Raw genomic sequence first — 13,971 nt, forward strand, 5'->3', positions numbered from 1 at the left:
AAGCTGCGCTGCGGCATAGACAACTCAGACCTATGTCCAGTTAGGGCCGCAGGCGGACTTTTGTGGGAGGTCGGCCGAACTTCAGGATGAACGCCTTCTGCGCCTCCGTAGATTTCGATGCCTTCATGCGTTTCCGGCCCTCTCCCAGCCACGAAAGATTATCCGAAGACTCCAGCTTCAAACGCTCCAGTTTTCACGGGGCAGACCACTTACAGGAAAACCTCAGTTTCGAACGGACCAGATCGTGGGGTGTAGGTCACCTGGAACTGCGACGGCCAAGTTGTGCGCCAATCCGGCTCTTAAGGGAAACAACCTATAGTAGACGATCTTTGAAAATTTCGCTTTCAAAACGTAAGAATACAATTTATAGTTGATTTGCACCCAGGGACGGTGGCTCTAAGCGCGCAGCCAAACTTAGGGGCGCGATGTGCCACCGTCCCAATGCCGCCGGAATGCCCGGGACCGCGCAACAACGCAGCCCATTTCCAACTTCGTACGCCAAAAAAATGCCCCGCTGCCGAGAGGGTACAAGGCAGCGGGGACTTTTGGGGGCGTGAGTCAACATCTTGCTGTCACTTCACAATAGTCGCAGTTTTTGCCTTTATTGCAAGAACTTATTGACCAGGCGTCGCGACTTTTAGTCGAGCCCCCATAGGCATAGGCAAAACCGATTGAGCGACTTCTGCGCTCGAGCTGACACGCTCTCACTGAGGCTGATGAAGTGCTCGTCTCCCTGTGTGACGCACTTCGCGACAATCGGCCTCTGAGGGTGCAGCTTATGGCAAAACTTCTTCCCCTCTTTGAAAAACCGGTGCTCCACGTTGTGGGTGAACTTGACCACCATCCCTTGGGGTGTCGGCTCACAGACCACTGTGTGCTCCACGCGCGGCACCTCGGGGACCTTCGGCTTCGGCGGGGTCTTCGGAGGATTCTCCGGGGGGGGCTCAGGCGGGTTTTCCGGAGGATTTCCGGGGGGCTCGCTCGGCGGATCAAAGCTCGGACGATCATAGGTTGGCTCCGGAGGCGGTGTTGGCAATGCATGTGCCGCCCCGGTCGCGAACATCGCCGCAATCGCCATCACTGCAATTAGCTTGTTCATTTGTGTGCCCTCTGTCCTCAAACGAAGCGATCCGTGCCGAAAGCGGCAACTTGGTCAGCGGATACGGCGTGTCCGGTCGCGCGAAGAATTGCGACCGGGTCTGTTCCAACCAGGACTGTCGTATCGCCGGTGACCGGATCCAGCTCGGTTGTGATGTCACCGTCGAGCCCAGCATCGATGTCATAGGTGATGAACAGCAGGTCGTCGGCGCCGAAGTCTTCGACGACAGGCGGCGCGCTCGGGTCAACCCAGGTCCCTGTATAAAAGAGGTCCGCCCCTTCTCCGCCTGTAGCGGAGTCGCCGGTGCCCATGATCAGGTTGTCCGGCCCATCTCCACCATCCAGCACATCTGGATCTGTGAGGTCCTCTTCCCGGAACCGGTCGTCGTTCTGGCCATCGGTGTAGCCATAAAGCGTGTCGTTCTCGGCGCCGCCGTTCATGGTGTCCGACCCGGTGTTGCCGCGGAGGAAATCTCCGTCGTCACCGCCGACCATGCTGTCGTCGCCCTCACCACCGAACAGAAAATCGATGCCCGCGCCACCGTCCATAGTGTCGTCGCCGGTACCGCCAACTATCTCGTCGTTGCCGTCTCCCCCATCGAGAGAGTCGTCCCCCTCGTCTCCGAAGAGTTGGTCGAAGCCGTTCCCACCGGTGATCGTGTCGTTGCCCGCCTCGCCGGCCAGCAAGTCATCCTGGTCTCCACCGGAGATGAGGTCGTCGCCCTCTGCTCCATAAATCGAGTCAAATCCCGGGCCACCTTCCGCGGTATCGTTGCCTTCGCCGGCATCGATAACATCATCTCCCTCGCCGCCGTCGATGCTGTCGTCACCGGCTTCCCCAACCAAAGTGTCGTCGTCTGATGTCCCATCGAGTGTGTCGTCGCCATCAGTGCCGCGAAGAACATCGTCGAGTGGACCGCCGCCGACATCACCGCCACCGTCGCCACCGCCGTCGTCTCCATGGGAGCTGTCGTCATCGTCGTCGTCACTGCCGCCGTCGCCGCCACCCATCACCGCAAAGCCCGCAAAGCCTGCCAACAATAATAGTAAGAATTCCATTTCTACCCCCCGGATCACGGAAAGAATCATGCCGGAAGGGTGACACGAAAAATGCCTAAGCCCGCCACATTTCTGCCAAAGTCACCAATTTCGGATCAAAGCCTCCCCAGACCTGCGACTGTTTCCTGATCGCAGCTTTTTGGGGACAGAACATGCCTTGGTAGTACGGTTGCGCTACCGACCCTGCGCACAAAAAGACCAGGGTACGCAGGCAGCGGACCGTGCAAAGACGATGCGAGCGGTGTGTTACGAGGTGCAGGAACGGCCCATGGCCACCGTTCGCGCCAGGTCCGAGACATTTCCGCCCCCTGCCCGAAACAGGCGTTCTCTTGCCAACCTTGGTGATCTCGGGGCGCTGCAAGAAAAGCGGAGAGCGGTCATTCACCGCATCTGGGATGAACGATCCCTCTTGCCGGCAGGTACCGACCAGCTCGGCGTCTCAGAGCTCCACCGTTTCAGAGATAGCGAGCGCATCTTCGAGCTCGATACCGAGGTAGCGCACAGTGCTATCCATCTTCGTATGGCCGAGCAGGAGCTGCACGGCGCGGAGGTTTCCAGTCTTGCGATATATCTGCGCCACCTTGGTTCGCCTCATGGAGTGAGTGCCATAGGCGATTGGCTCGAGACCGATCGAAGTCACCCAGTCCTGCACGAGGCGGGCGTATTGCCGTGTCGAGATATGTCGGCGTTCGTGAATGCGCCCGGGCCAGAGGTGCTCAGACCCGATCATCAGCGGAGCCTCGAGCCAAGCCGCGACCGCTCTCCGAGTCCCCTCGGTGATTTCGAAGTTGACCGGCCTCCGGGTATTGCTCTGGACGATAGAGGCGCGGCGCTTGACCTGTCCGGCCGCATAGACGTCGGCGACCTTCAGCTTCACCAGGTCGCATCCGCGCAACTTGCTGTCGATGGCCAGATTGAAGAGCGCCAGCTCTCGAGTCTTCTGCGCGATCTCGAGGCGCACCCGGATCGCCCATACATGCTGCGGTTCGAGCGGACGCTTCTGGCCGACGATGCGGCCGTTGTTCCAAGCGGGACGGCAAGCGCGGATGGCTGGCAGGTTTGCGGTCTGCATGGTGGTTCCTCCGATCAACCACGCCCGCCACATCTTCGGTACCTTGCCGACGGCCGAGCATAGCAAAGCTGCTGTGCCGCCCGAAGATTCCGCAACTGGAGCGTCCCGCGCTGCCGCAAGACCGTTTCGACCCCATACCCACCGTCGCACGGTCTGGTAGAGTGGTTGAATGACCGGGACCCAAAACTATCGCTTCCGCAGAGCTAATGTGGATGATCTCGCCTTGATCAGAGCGTGGCAGTTGAAATCGCATGTTCGGGAATGGTGGGACGCAAATGAGCCGTATGCAGAAGCGGATTTAGCTGATCCTCGGGTGGCTCGCTGGATCGTATCATTCGGCACGCGGCCCTTCGCGTTCATGCAAGACTACACGGTCCACGGTTGGGGCGATCATCATTTTGACCATCATCCCAAAGGGACGCGGGGTATTGATCAGTTTATCGGTGAGCCCGACATGGTCGGCATTGGGCACGGATCGGCTTTTATCGGGACAAGAATGCAGGCGCTCTTCGATGAGGGGGCACCTATCATTGCGACCGATCCGCATCCGGACAATGCGAGAGCAGTAGCAGTATACAAGAAGCTGGGTTTCTCGCCGTCAGGACCGCTTCAGGAGACGGACTGGGGTTTGATATTACCAATGACTGCGAGGCGGTAGGCAAAGCAGCCCGAACGACGGCTTTGTCCCGTAGTGCGGACGTTCGGGCGCCAGATCATGCTGCTCGACGCCATGGAGGGACGGTTTGGGGAAGCTGCAGCGCAGCGAATGGTCAACCTACGAATGGCAGATAAGGACCGGTTGCTATCTGAAATCTCAGTGGGTGCCGTTGTTGAAAGCCACAATGGACAACATCAATGGAGCCTCGAAGAGAACCCTCACGATCGTGGCGAGCGCAGCGCCCGAGTACAGGCCGACCAGGCTGATCGCCACCGCGATCGCAGGCTCGAAGAAGTTCGAAGCGCCGATTGGAGCGCCACCGCTTCCAGCTTCATGCCGCACGCTACCGCTTTCGCAACGCGACATCCTTCAGGTTCGCGTTGTCGAGCATGGCTTCGTCCAGCAGCTACTTCTGCTTGGCATTCTCGTCCTCGAGCGCCTTCAGCCGTCACGCACCCGACACCTCGAGGCCACCAACCGTGCTTTGTATTCGTAGAACGTCGCCGTACTGACCCCGTGCTTGCCGCAAACATCAGCCGTCCTCATTCCGACCTCATGCTTCTTCAGCACCCGACGACCTGCTCGTACATGAACCTCGATCGCTTTATCGTCCGTCTCCAGGTTTCAGGGGACAGAGCAGAGCTTACACGTCCGAATGCTGCGCAGCACGTGAGTGTTAGGTCCAGTGGTAGCTCCGAGGTCGCAGCTTAGTGCCTGCTCTCGCTTTAGACCCAACGGGCGGGGCATGCCAAAACCCAATATGGATGCTTTAGGAACGCCCGAACCGGTCCACCGGACAATTCACAAAGAACGCACAAAGTTGAAAGGCGACCCCGCCGTCACCCCGGCAAAAATGGATCGAGCTTCAAGATTGCGTCGAGAAAAGAGAAATTCAACAGACTGGCAATTGATTTTCCAGAGACACTGCATCTACGCTAAGCTTCAGAAGGTTTTAGGGGCAGAAGCCATGAGGCTATATAGGTTTGGTGGATTGGCTTTAGCACTGGCTGTGACTGGAGCGCTTTTTGCCCCACCCGCAGACGCCCAGACGGATCGCTGGGAAGGGAACCATGCCGAAGCGCGTATCTGCACCGTCTCCGAACCGAGCAGCTGTGTGCGCCTCTCCTGTGCCCCAAACGGTCAGATCAGCCTTGTTGCGAACGGCGCCGGTCTACGACCCGGGCTGGGACGGATCGCGGTGGATGGGCGCTTGGTGGGATCGGGGAGGTTCTCGGGCTCGCCGGGCTTTTTGTCCGCGTTGCTCGACCTTAAAAACAATGCGCCCATCTTCGAGGCCATCCGGGGCGGCTCCCGGCTGCGTCTCGACCTGACCGGCGGGCGATTGGACCTGTCGCTTACAGGATCGTCGCGAGCGCTCTCAACTCTCTTGGCTGGATGCACCCGCGCGGTGCCGGAGGCGCCGGCGGTTCGGACCGCCGAGGTCTGGGATGCGTTTGAGCGCCGTTCCAACGAGAATCAAGTCGAGTTGGACGCCTCCAATCTGGATCTTGGGCGACGCGCGTTCACCGTCACGTCGAACGCCGATCTTTGGGGGGGGGGACATAAGATCGGGACTGGACGACCCGCTACTGCGCGACATGACACAAGACGCCTGCGCCGCGCTTTGCCTCGCCACCGAGAACTGCGGAGCCTTTACCCACAACGCCGTCGATGGGAACGTATGCTTCCTGAAATCTGGTGGCGGGCGCATGGTCGCATACCAAGGGGCCTCTTCCGGCATCCGCACAGGCCCGAACGTAGCGATGATCCCACCGCCCACGCGGGGCCCGTTACCGCGGGTGGACGAAGCGGCGCGCTGGCGCGATCGGGACACGCCCGAATTGCACGCCGCGCGCTTGAGGTTTCTGGCCGCACCGACGGCTCGGTCCTGCGCGGCGGAGCGAGCCGATCTCGCGCGCCTTGCCGAGGCGATGACGCTGTCGATCCCCGAAGGCCCAACGACCGCCGGCGAGGCGCTGACGTTCGACTGGTCGGGCAACGACCTCGTAGAGCGTCTGCCGGTTTGGGTAATGGTGCGCACGCCCGCCGCCGCACGCTTCGTTGGCGGGGGCGCGATCCCGCTGGGCCCGGATGCGCCGAACCCGTTCGGCATCGCGGCCGGATCGGGCGAGACGCGCGCACTTGTGGCGTTGTGGGCGCGGGGTGCTGGGCGAGGAGGCGAGGTCATGTTGCGTCCGCTACGCGCGGGGCCGTTGCCGGTCACACTCTCGCTCGTGACGTGGCTGCCCGGCTGCGGTGAGGAGGCGGAAGTGGCGCGCCGAGAGGCAGTGATCGAGGTCACACCGGCGCCGGCCGAATTGGTGATCGGCACCGATCTTGGCCGTCAGGATCTGACGCACCGGCTCGATCTGCCTACGCACGACAGGCGTATTGAGGTGGGCTCCGCGCGGCTGCGCGTCTCAGTACTATCCGACGGCACCGAGATCGTGGAGAGGGCCGGGCGCGACGCAGCGCTGTCACCTAAGGGCCGGTTTGTCACTGTCGCGGAAGATGGAGTCCACTCGGTGATCGACGTCTTGGACGGCGTCGTCGTCACGCAACTTCGTGCAGAGCGTGAGACGCTTCGCTGGAGTTCGGGCGACACCGTGCTTGTGGGCTCTTCACGGCCTTGGGGGAAAGTCGATGTTGCATTCCCGTTCGCCGAGCGTTTGCTGGTCGACAACCAGATCACCGGCCCGAGCTGTTGCTTGGCGAACACGGGGAATACGCATATCTCTTTCGATTTGGAAAATGGGATCTTTGCGGTTCGCGGCACACAGGGCCATTGGTTTGGACCGGTCCAGGGTGGCCCGCTGACTTATGAAGAGAAGGGTAACGGCTATGCCACCACCGGATACATGACGGCACCCCTTCAGGCGGTCACGGCGCACAGCCTTGGGACGGTTGCGCCCATCGCGGTCGCAAACGGACTTTCTCTGCCTGGAGGCGCGCGCATGCCGCGGCCTGTGATCGACCTGGCCGCTCCGATCCCCCGCCCGGCCAAGGAGGCGCCGCAGGAGTTGGCGTCCCTTTTGCGCGGGGTCGGGGGCACAGAGGTCGGCGCATTCGAGCGCATCGGACTCAATGTCCTGCCCGGCCTGTCGGATGCGCCGCTCGCGGGGGGGGAGGTTCAGCATATCGACAACCGGAACCGTATGAAGCGCACTGCAGCTGACGTGCATGCGATCGAGCAACGCCTCGCAGCGGTCGGTGCCGCCTATAATTGGCGCTTCGACCTCGTGCCGGAACCCCGTGCGAACTACAATGCGTCTGTCAACTGTTTCACCTACTTGACGGGTGCTGAGGCTGACATCACCAATCAGACCGTGTTCGCTGCGCCGGGCGCACTGGCCCTTCCGGAGACAATTCTTGAACTCGATCTGATCGACGCTCCTGATGGAGCGATCCTGGTCGGTCGTGCGGAATGCACGGCGGGCGCGACGTTGGGGAGCCTGCGAGGAGCCAGCTTTCTGTTCGTGGCCGATCTCTCGGCCCCACAACCCGCCAAACTTGAAGAGCTGAGTGCGATGGCGTTCTCCTACATGGGCAACAACCGTCTGCCGCAGTTCCACGAGGTGCCCGTTGACTCGCGGCTCTACGACCGGACGTTGCTTCTGTTCACGCCGGAGAACGGCGGCATCGCGGTATTCGACAGCGATGCGCGCGAGATTCGGCGCATGTGGCGCGGACTGCCCTCTGGCGACCTTTTGTCAGACGCTTTCCTTACTTCCGACCACGCACATGTCTTGCAGCTCAATCGCGACGGTGGGTTCTACGTCCATCGCATCATCGACGGCGCTACGGTACTGGCTGGGCGCATCGTGGATGACGAGGTTGCAGTCTGGACCGAGGACTATCGCTTCGACGCGACCGCCGAGGCGGCCGCCACTATTGACCTGCGCTTCCCGGGGCTCGACGGGCAGTTCAGCCTCGACCGGTTCGATCCGGTCCTCTACGCGCCCGGCCTCGCGCAGCAGGTGCTGGGGGGGCAGACGCCGGGCGCGCCCGCTGTGCCGGTGCCGCCCGAGCTCACGGCGACGATGACGGCCGAAGGAGATCGTATCACGCTGGAGGCGCGTCTACCCGCCCCGCGCGGCGCCGTCGCGTTGCACCTGCATCAGGATGGCATCCTAACGGAAACCTTCGCGATCAAGGGAGACCGGTTGAGCGTAGTGGCCGGCCGGCTGCCGGGCACGCGACACGCGGCCGTGGTTGCGGTGACAGCCCAAGGGCTGTCGAGCAACGCTGTGACAGCCGATCTGGGCCCCGGGCCCGTGGGAGGGACGCGACGCGTACTCGCCGTGGCCGTAGATCGTTACACTGATCCGCGCCTGCCAGATCTTAACTACGCCAAGGCAGATGCCGACCGGCTGATGCGGGCCATGTCAGCGCTGCCCGATGGGGTGCCATCCTACGAAATGCCGCGCTTCATCGGCGGCCGCCGTGCGGACTCAGCCGCTGTACTCGCGGCCGTGAACGAGACACTGGCAGGTCTGGGAAAAGGCGATCACGCAGTACTTTTTTTCGCCGGCCACGGCCTGACGGACGCAGATGGGCGGTTCCACCTCGCCCTCTCGGGCACGAACCCGGATCGGCTGGATGCGACAGGCCTGCCCTGGTCAGAGATCGCGGCACACATTGCCAACACCCCGGCACGCGTGACGGTGCTGATCGACGCGTGCCATTCGGGCGCAGCTGGCACCGGGCTCTTTGCGACGAACGATGGTGCAGTCGGCGGTCTCGCTGGGCTGCCGGCGAACTTGACGGTCCTGGCGGCCTCGAAGGGACGTCAGCAATCGATCGAGGCACCCGAGGTGGGCGGCGGCCTCTTTACCGTCGCGCTCGAGCGCGTGCTCGTGGGCGAGCGCGGCATTCATGACGTCGATGGTAACGGGCGCATCGAAGCTTCGGAGTTGGCGCAAGGCGTGCGCCGGATCGTCGAAGGCCAGAGCGGCGGGCAGCAGGTGCCGTGGATGACCCGCTCGCGCGTGGTGGGTGACCATGCGCTTTTCTAATCTCGCGCTTGCTGCGCTCCTTGCATTCGGGGCAGCGCGGGCATCGGCCGAATGCTTCATTTGCGACGAGGTCGTCGAACTCACCGAAGGTTACGCTGCCTGTTTCACCGAGAACTTCGACGCACTCATGGAGGCGCTCGACACCGCGCCTGCAGGTCGACAGCAGGTGAACCTCGCAGGCTGCTTCGCGGATAGCGGGACGGCGGGCCGCCGCGGCGGGCTGCTTGAAATGGGCGCACTCCCGCCCGCGGCTGCTGAAGCGCAGGTCAAGTCGGTCTACATTCTCGATCGGCCTCTCGCCCTCTGCCTGCGAGACCTGATCGCCGCGCATGACGGCCCGTTCGACCCGTCCGTCGCGTTCGACCTCTTCGAGGCCTGCGATGGCGGATGAACCCGAGCGGAGCTTCTTCGGAGTGCCGATATCGGTCTGGGACGGGCTGGCCGGCCTTTTCACAGTGTTCGCGGTTCTTGGCGGCATCGCCGGCCTGATCGTTGCCTACTTCGAACTGGCGCAGAGGCGCGACGCAGCCCAGGCCGAAGCAACGCTGGCTCTGCTCGACGTCTGGGAAGGTGCGAATAACGGCGGTACGCGCTATCTCGATGCCTTCCGCTTGCTCGACAACCGCGTTGCAGCGCGGCTCGACGAGGTGCCGCGAGCCGATCTCGAAGCGGCGCGAGCGGATGAAACGATGCGGGCCGCGCTCTATGCGCGTGCCACCCGAGAACTCATGGCCGACCACGAGGTTCAGCGCGCTTTCGAGGACGTCGTGTACTTCTTTCAGCGACTCGCAATCTGCGTCGAGACGGACCTTTGCGACCGCAGAGCGACTCTGGCATTCTTTGAGGGCCCGATGCGAAGTTTCAGGCTAACCTTTGCGGCCCCGATTTCTGAAAGGCGTGAAACGGAAGCGGAATTTGCAGACGGCCTCGACTTGATCGACGTCCCGTAAGTTAAACCGGTAAATCGATTGGAACGTTTTGCAACGCTTATCTTGCCCGGCGCTGACCTTAACGCTAAACGCAGCGAGATGTCGGATTGTCCACACCGCCGCCCATGTGCCTTTTCCAAGTAGCGAAAGCGCTGCGAACGTCGGCTTCGGCGGGCCGCGCTGCTGAATCCAGAGCCGGGATTAAATGTCGGCAATGGGCCGAGTGCAGACCATTATGCTTGTTAAGCGACGACTTCATTACGAACAGCGTGTTGCGGAGGTTCCGGCGAAGGAGGGATTTTGTTGAAAACGCCCCATCATCACCCCATGGGGGTGATTGCCCCCCATTTTCAACACGCTTCGGAAAATGCAGCATTTTCAGCGCCCTGCGGTGGCGAGCGGAAGTGTTCGCTGAAGGCTCTTACAGGGCCAACTCGGGCATGGAAGCTCGGCCCTTTTCGACAAGATCGATGAACTCCTGAGCAACGGCAACCCCTTGCGAATGATCGTAGTGGCGCTGCGTTGTCCGCTCGTCCTTGTGGCCGAGGAGACTCGCGGCCTTCCGTCCGCCGGCGGGGAGGCACTCGCTGGCGTCCGTCGCCACGTTGTCGCGCAGGCGATGCAGCGATACACGGACGCCGAAGGCCCGCTCTGTCAGATCGCCCGCAAGCCGCCCGAGATGCTTTTCGGTGACTGCTTCACCGCGGTTGAGCGATGACGGAAACAGGAAAGTGCCATCGTCGAAGATCGACCGGAATTTCTCCAAATATTCCTCGATCGCCTCGTAGAGTTCCCGACTGGTCAGTAGGCGCTCGAACGGCTCGCCGTTTTTCTGGTCCTCGGGAAGCTTCAGGAGCCGTGCGGGCAGCCAAATCCGAATGGTGTGATCTCCGATCAATTGGAGCGTCGTGCCAGATGCCAAGGCCGACATGGCGCGTGCGCGCTGGGGCAGGGCGGTCGCCAGGGTCAACAGAAGGCCGTTGCGGAATTCCTTTGCGGCCTGTGAACCTCTGACAGGTCTCGCACGGGCGGCGTCCATGAGCTCAAACCCAAGATCATAGATGCGACGCGCGCCGACCAGTTGTGCACCGGTCTTCGTAGAACTGCCCTCTTTTGCGGCGCGTTCTTTCCAGTCTTGGGCGACAAAATCACACGCCTCCGAGGCGAAGCCAGGTGCGATGATCGAGAACCCGGAAAGGATGCGTGCGGTATAGTCTGCCGCGGTGCGGGCCGTGGCGCGATCGGCCACGGCCCGCGCATATGCATCGAGGTTTGCCCCATTGGGTGTCGACGGCAGTCCCGTGACATTGCAATGATCTGCCCACCGCTCCAGTGCCAGCGCGACGTTGCGCAGATGCGCTGCGCTCCATATCCGTGCGCCTTTCACGCGTTCGCCGCGATTTGACAGCTCCCCGTGGTCACGCAACGCTTCACGCCATGGACGTGGCAGGGGGCCAATCGCTTCCTCGGCAAGTTGCCAGTCGGTTTTGCGCTTCGTTTTCGCAGAGACACGGGCGGCGCGGAGCACCTGCCCGAAATGCGCGGTGGCTTCGGCACCCCAAATCTCGGCGGCCACACGTTGCGCGTGCGCAAACTCCGCCCATGCGGATTTTCCGACAGCGGCAAACCGGTCCTGCAGATGGGTTGCGAGTTCACCTTGCTGCGGGACCCCGGAGTGCGGTTCCGCGGCTCGCATGTCGCGCAACAGCGTTAGGTGAGCATTCATGATCTGACTTCCTTGTAATGGTTCAATTTTCAAGCCGCCTTGCTACGGTCAAGGACAGCAAGCCATTCGTTCGAGATGAGATCGTCATCGAGCTCTGCGTAGAATTCGATCGTCGTCTCGATGCGCTTGTGACCAAGCAGCTTCTGCACCTTCGGAAGGTTGTCGAGGCTTTCCTTCAACCAAATCCAGCCGACCAGATGCCGGTAGAGATGGGGATGGATCATCACGCCAACCCTCCGGTGCAGAATCCGGGTGACACGCTTGAGAAGGGCACCGTAGTGACCGTCTTGGTTCGTCGATCCCTGACCCGGGAATAGGTAGGGATTGGCGGGCTCCTGGTCCTTCACCAGTGCCGGCCGAAGCGTTTGTAGGTAGGTATGGAGCAGCCGGCTCGTAGAGCGAGCAAGAACGATGGTCAGATCAGCGTCGCCCGCCTCACGCATCTTCACCATAGATGAGGGAACGACGATCCGGGCCCGGTCGTCCTGCCAGGCGATCCAGTCGATGCGCGCTTTCAGCACGTTCGCGCTCCGAGGCGCGCGCGACAAGAGGATGTCGTGGGCCAACGCCGACATGATGTCACGAGCGAGTTCGGCGTCGACGACCTCGACAGGTTTTGGCAGGAAGCCATGGCGCTTCCGCCAGGAGGCTCGCCTTTGTTCGATTGTCCTGTTCACCTCGTTGAGGATCTCGCCACTCAGATTGATCGTTCTTTTGATCCTGACTTCGTTAAATTGCCGCAGTTTCGCCTTGTTGCGTGGAGAAATTCCTTTGAGGCCCGCTTCGTGCAGCTTGATCAAATCGTCGATCAATCGCAGATCGTCCACCGGCCGGCATTGATAATCCTGGGCGATCTTGCGGATCGATTTCAGTACTGTGGTGACATAGGAACTCGGAAATTCGCTCTGATTTGCCTCCTTGAGTGTTTGCGTCGCTGCTTCCAGGAATTCCGGATCTGTCAGTTCCTCGATGGAATCGGGCACAATTCCAACTGATGCCGAAAGGGCTTTGGCGATTGAAGTCACGTAGCCGCGCCGCTTCTTCAGGGTTTCTTCGCTCCATTTGCCCTTTCCAACGAGAAACCCGGCTTTCCGGATGGCATCGTTTCGGGCGTTCCCGCAACTATGCTCGGGTTGCCCCGGACGCTGAGCCGTTTGTTTGCGTTTGGCCCGAAGCAATGCTTTCTTGTCTGCAACGGGCTCCTCGTCGTCCCTGGCATCGAGTTCGGCGATGAAGTCTTCACGCGTCTTTCCGTCTCGTGACATCTGTCCGAGAGCCCAGGGCGCGACACGCCCGTCAAACTCCACCATCAGCGGTGCAATCACTTCCTCAGCGACACCGTATCTGTTGCGTGCATCGGCGAACGGATGCGCGGCCGCGACGAACCCGAATGAGGAGAATTCCGTATCGGATGCCAGACGCTTGAGCAGAGTTGCGATCTCGCGCACATGCTTTTCGCACCGCGCTTCGCTTTTTGGCGAAACCGCGATCCTATGGTTGTAGTAATCGCCGAGGACCGCGGTGCTGATCTCGCCCGGGGCGATGTCCGCGTCATGTAAGAACAGCAGAAAGGACCCCGCAGACAGGCGTGCCGACTCCGGGAGCGTACTGTCCTTGATCGCTTGGTGGACGTCACGATAGACCCCGGCAGTATCGTCAATCCGTCGTTTTCGTCGGCGCGCCTCGCCGCGGCCGACTGCCTTGATGAGGGCCCAGCGGTAGGTTGCATAGCTGCCTTCGGAAAGATTGAACCGCGCCGCAGTGTTCGCGTCAAAGAAGTCGATCACATCTTGCTTGCAGACCGCCCGCAACTCGGGTGTCCAGCCCGCTTTGCGGCAGAGCCAGCGCAGTTTCGACACCAGCGCACGCTGATCTGTCTTGAACGCCGTTGCAATCAGGTCCGCATAGGTCACACGTGTCTCACCCACAGCCACGAACAGGTCCTGGCCGGTTGCCTCGGACAGGGCGGCCAAGGTTGCATGGCGTGGTTTCAGTCCTTGGATGTTCAGGATATCACTGACCGCTTTCGGGTTCAGGCCAGCGCGCAGTGAGAGCGACCGCATGCTTTCGCCAGAGGCGGCGAGATAGGTTCGGAGCAAGGCGTTGAGTGCCATCGGGATTTCCTTGTCAGGTACTGGGTGGTGTCATTCGAGATCGAGGTCCGGCCTCCCAGGCTCGGGCCGGACGCGAAGCTCGAAGACCGCCAGCCACTCGTCCTTGATCGTCCAGGATTTCCCCAGCTTGACTGCTTGCAGCTTGACCAGTCCATTCGGTGTGCTGTGACCCCCGATTTTCCCTCCATCTGATGATAGAGTCCGGCCCAATAAGAGGACCGGAAGATGAAGAGATCGAAGTTCAGCGAAGAGCAGATCATCGCGATCCTGCGGGAGCAGGAAGCGGGCGTGAAGACCGCC

8 protein-coding genes and 3 pseudogenes are annotated in these 13,971 nt (G+C 61.4%); 4 read left to right on the plus strand and 7 right to left on the minus strand.

Annotation, left to right across the window (positions count from 1 at the left end):
* Window positions 1-1,116 precede the first annotated feature (1,116 nt).
* A complete protein-coding gene (locus ACX938_RS13070) occupies window positions 1,117-2,157 on the minus strand; it encodes a calcium-binding protein (RefSeq protein WP_459431386.1) in 1,041 nt (346 codons plus the stop codon).
* Window positions 2,158-2,596: 439 nt separating this feature from the next.
* The gene (locus ACX938_RS13075; protein WP_459431387.1) at window positions 2,597-3,229 is read right to left on the minus strand and encodes a tyrosine-type recombinase/integrase; all 633 of its coding nucleotides are present in this window, start codon (window positions 3,227-3,229) and stop codon (window positions 2,597-2,599) included.
* A 169-nt stretch (window positions 3,230-3,398) separates the two neighbouring features.
* On the opposite strand from ACX938_RS13075, the gene ACX938_RS13080 reads away from it, so the two are divergent.
* A complete protein-coding gene (locus tag ACX938_RS13080; RefSeq protein WP_459431388.1) occupies window positions 3,399-3,887 on the plus strand; it encodes a GNAT family N-acetyltransferase in 489 nt (162 codons plus the stop codon).
* A gap of 156 nt (window positions 3,888-4,043) precedes the next feature.
* On the opposite strand, the pseudogene ACX938_RS13085 reads toward ACX938_RS13080, so the two are convergent.
* Together ACX938_RS13085 and ACX938_RS13090 are read right to left on the minus strand one after the other, a co-directional pair.
* Window positions 4,044-4,202 (minus strand): annotated as a pseudogene (locus ACX938_RS13085) (arsenical-resistance protein); the annotation flags it as partial.
* Between the two features lie 94 nt (window positions 4,203-4,296).
* Window positions 4,297-4,495, minus strand: a pseudogene (locus tag ACX938_RS13090) (transposase); the annotation flags it as partial.
* Between the two features lie 990 nt (window positions 4,496-5,485).
* On the opposite strand from ACX938_RS13090, the gene ACX938_RS13095 reads away from it, so the two are divergent.
* Genes ACX938_RS13095 through ACX938_RS13105 form a run of 3 tightly spaced genes read left to right on the plus strand, consistent with a single transcriptional unit; the run spans window position 5,486 to window position 9,852 of the window.
* Window positions 5,486-8,902 (plus strand): caspase family protein, encoded by a 3,417-nt coding sequence (locus ACX938_RS13095; protein ID WP_459431389.1) that lies wholly within the window; start codon window positions 5,486-5,488, stop codon window positions 8,900-8,902.
* Window positions 8,889-9,293: a hypothetical protein gene (locus tag ACX938_RS13100; protein ID WP_459431390.1), complete on the plus strand. Its 405-nt coding sequence runs from the start codon at window positions 8,889-8,891 to the stop codon at window positions 9,291-9,293. The genes ACX938_RS13095 and ACX938_RS13100 overlap by 14 nt, the downstream gene beginning before the upstream one ends.
* Complete coding sequence (locus ACX938_RS13105) at window positions 9,283-9,852, plus strand: hypothetical protein (protein WP_459431391.1); 570 nt, start codon at window positions 9,283-9,285, stop codon at window positions 9,850-9,852. Before ACX938_RS13100 ends, ACX938_RS13105 begins: the two co-directional genes overlap by 11 nt.
* A 400-nt stretch (window positions 9,853-10,252) precedes the next feature.
* On the opposite strand, the gene ACX938_RS13110 is transcribed toward ACX938_RS13105, so the two are convergent.
* The 3 genes and pseudogenes from ACX938_RS13110 to ACX938_RS13120 form a co-directional block, all read right to left on the minus strand.
* Window positions 10,253-11,557 carry a site-specific integrase gene (locus ACX938_RS13110; RefSeq protein WP_459431392.1) on the minus strand — a complete coding sequence of 435 codons (1,305 nt, stop codon included), beginning with the start codon at window positions 11,555-11,557 and terminating at the stop codon, window positions 10,253-10,255.
* Window positions 11,558-11,586: 29 nt separating this feature from the next.
* Window positions 11,587-13,671 (minus strand): tyrosine-type recombinase/integrase, encoded by a 2,085-nt coding sequence (locus ACX938_RS13115; protein ID WP_459431393.1) that lies wholly within the window; start codon window positions 13,669-13,671, stop codon window positions 11,587-11,589.
* Between the two features lie 30 nt (window positions 13,672-13,701).
* Window positions 13,702-13,971 (minus strand): annotated as a pseudogene (locus ACX938_RS13120) (hypothetical protein); the annotation flags it as partial.

This window comes from Roseivivax sp., from assembly GCF_054552075.1.

Excerpts from the sequence above, each read along its gene's own strand:
- ACX938_RS13095 (WP_459431389.1), top strand. The coding sequence starts at position 5,486 with ATGACACAAGACGCCTGCGCCGCGCTTTGCCTCGCCACCGAGAACTGC.
- ACX938_RS13115 (WP_459431393.1), bottom strand. The coding sequence starts at position 13,671 with ATGGCACTCAACGCCTTGCTCCGAACCTATCTCGCCGCCTCTGGCGAA.
- ACX938_RS13080 (WP_459431388.1), top strand. The coding sequence starts at position 3,399 with ATGACCGGGACCCAAAACTATCGCTTCCGCAGAGCTAATGTGGATGAT.
- ACX938_RS13075 (WP_459431387.1), bottom strand. The coding sequence starts at position 3,229 with ATGCAGACCGCAAACCTGCCAGCCATCCGCGCTTGCCGTCCCGCTTGG.
- ACX938_RS13100 (WP_459431390.1), top strand. The coding sequence starts at position 8,889 with ATGCGCTTTTCTAATCTCGCGCTTGCTGCGCTCCTTGCATTCGGGGCA.
- ACX938_RS13110 (WP_459431392.1), bottom strand. The coding sequence starts at position 11,557 with ATGAATGCTCACCTAACGCTGTTGCGCGACATGCGAGCCGCGGAACCG.
- ACX938_RS13070 (WP_459431386.1), bottom strand. The coding sequence starts at position 2,157 with ATGGAATTCTTACTATTATTGTTGGCAGGCTTTGCGGGCTTTGCGGTG.
- ACX938_RS13105 (WP_459431391.1), top strand. The coding sequence starts at position 9,283 with ATGGCGGATGAACCCGAGCGGAGCTTCTTCGGAGTGCCGATATCGGTC.